This window comes from Agromyces humi, from assembly GCF_009720255.1.
Classification (GTDB): Bacteria; Actinomycetota; Actinomycetes; order Actinomycetales; family Microbacteriaceae; genus Agromyces; species Agromyces humi.
In genome coordinates this window covers 1-2455 of record NZ_WJSP02000481.1, presented here as the reverse complement: position 1 = coordinate 2455, position 2455 = coordinate 1, and the positions used below count along the sequence as shown (strand labels likewise).

Genomic DNA, 2455 nt, shown 5'->3' with positions numbered 1-2455 from the left:
GAGCTGCACCGCTTCATCGCGGGCGCGCCGGTGGTGACGGATGCCACGGCGGTGCCGTCGCCGCCGCCCGCGCGCTCGATCTTCCTGTCCAAGCCGGGTCGCTGACCGGGCCGTCGACGGCGCGGCAGCGTCGGCGCGTGGGCGCTCCGGCGCTGCGGTCAGCTCGCGCGACGCACCACGCTCGGCGCGCTCTCGTTCCACACGCGGTCGAGGGCGGTGACGACGTAGCGGTACGCCGATCCCTCCGCGGCCGAGGCATCCGTCCAGCGCTGCACGACTCCCGTCTGCGCGCGCACCGTCGCGAGCAGGTTGGCGGCGTCCTCCACATCGATGGCCCCGGTGCCGCCCTCGACCCGGTACACGGCGAACGAGGTGGCCCGCAGGCTCGGCGGCGCGGCATCCGACCACTGCAGCTCGACGCCCGCGTCGGTGCGGGTCGCCCTCGTGAGCACGGGCGCGCGCACGTCGGTGGCCGGCAGCCACTCCATGGCGGGCACGATCGCGGGGTGCGAGTAGTGGTCGGCGAGCACCCGTGACATCGAACCCTTCGGGTCGGCGGGCACGTGCTTCGCCGAGAAGTACACGTTGCCGTGCACCGGCGTGCCGGCATCGTCGATCCCCCGATCGAGCGTCAGGTGGTTCGAGAGCTCGGCCGGGTCGGTGAACACGCCCGACGTCACCTTGTAGAGCGCCTCGCCGATGTAGAGGTGCGTGCCGGATGCGGCGGCGACCCCGGCCCACCACGGCACGAGCTTCGCGTAGTCGGCGACGGCGAGGCCGATCTGCCAGTACACCTGCGGGTTGATGTAGTCGAGCCAGCCCTCGAGCACCCACTTGCGGGTGTCGGCGAACTGCAGGTCGTACGACTGCGAGCCGCCGGTGTCCGAGCCGAGCGGGTCGGTCGTGCGGTTCCGCCAGATGCCGAACGGGCTGATGCCGAACTTCACCCACGGCTTCAGCGCCTTGATGCGGTCGGAGATCGAGTGCACGAAGGTGTCGACGTTGTGGCGGCGCCACTCCGCGATGTCGGCGAAGCCGGCACCGTGCGCGGCGAAGGTCGCGGCATCCGGGATCACCTGCCCGGCCACCGGGTAGGGGTAGAAGTAGTCGTCGAAGTGCACGCCGTCGAGGTCGTAGTGCTCGACCGAGTGCAGGATCGCCTGCTGGATGTGCTCCTGCACCTCGGGCAGGCCCGGATCGAAGTAGAGCTTGCCGCCGTAGGCCCAGACCCACTCGGGGTGCACGCGCGCCGGGTGCTCGGGCACGAGCTGCGCCGGGTCGGCCTGCATCGAGACGCGGTAGGGGTTGTACCAGGCGTGCAGCTCGAGGTTGCGGCGGTGCGCCTCGTCGACGATGAACGCGAGCGGGTCGTAGCCCGGATCCTGCCCCTGCACGCCGGTGAGGTACTGCGACCACGGCTCGAGCGGGCTCGGCCAGAACGCGTCGGCAGTGGGCCGCACCTGCACGAAGACCGCGTTGAGGTGGAACTGCTCGGCCACATCGAGCCAGTGCAGGAACTCGGCGCGCTGCTCGTCGGCGGCGAGGCCCGTGCGGCTGGGCCAGTCGATGTTCACGACCGACGAGATCCACATCGCGCGCAGCTCGCGCTTGCGCGGGGCGAGTGCGGCGGCGGCGGCGCTGTCGTCGGCGTACGCGGTCGCCGGCGTGAGCGTGCCGACGGTGACGGTGAACGCGGATGCGGCGACTCCGGCCACGGCGAGGGTGAGGAAGTCCCGGCGGGCGAGGCCCGCCCGCGCGGGGTCGTCGTGCTGGGTGGCGTCGAGGGGCATCGTCGATCCTCCAAGGTCGGTATGGAAGATACTTCCACGCGGATCCGTGTTTGTGAAGAGTTGTTTCCGCTGCGAGGTTCGTGCGGGCGCGACGGCACGCGGCGCGAGACGGCGGGCGACAGGGCCGCCACGGCGGTCGCCGCTCACGCGTGGCGGAAGCGAACCTCCTGGCCGGGCCGCAGCTGGGCCACCGCATCGAGGGACGCCGGCGCGACCACCGCGATGACCGGGCACCCGCCAGTCACCGGCCGGTCGGCGAGCAGGATCGTCGGCCGTCCGTCGCCCGCGACCTGCATCGACCCGGGCACCGTCGCCTCGCTCGCCAGCTCGCCCGCCCGTCGGCGGAGGAGCTCGGGTCCGAGCAGCCGCGCGCCGATGCGATCGGCCTGCTCGGACAGGCGCCAGGCGGACTCGAAGAGCGTCGCCCTCGCGGCATCCGTGAACCAGTCCGCTCTCGGACCGGGCAGCAGCGCGAGCGTGACCGCCCCGTCGGGCGGAGGGAACGCGACGTCCTGGTCGACGATGGGGACGGATGCCGCGGGCTCCGCGCCGATCGCGAGCACCTGCCCGGCGACGACCGGCTCGGGCCCGAGCGCGGAGAGCGTGCCCCCACGAGCACGCCACGCGGTGAAGATCGACTACGTCGGCATCGCGTGCCGTCGGCA

General features: G+C 72.5%; 2 protein-coding genes. Both read right to left on the bottom strand.

What is annotated here, in order from left to right; genetic code table 11:
• Positions 1-158: 158 nt before the first annotated feature.
• A complete protein-coding gene (locus GH736_RS21200) occupies positions 159-1790 on the bottom strand; it encodes a glycoside hydrolase family 10 protein (protein ID WP_159606839.1) in 1632 nt (543 codons plus the stop codon).
• A 143-nt stretch (positions 1791-1933) separates the two neighbouring features.
• Positions 1934-2425: a 5-oxoprolinase subunit C family protein gene (locus tag GH736_RS21195; protein WP_159606841.1), complete on the bottom strand. Its 492-nt coding sequence runs from the start codon at positions 2423-2425 to the stop codon at positions 1934-1936.
• Positions 2426-2455 lie beyond the last annotated feature (30 nt).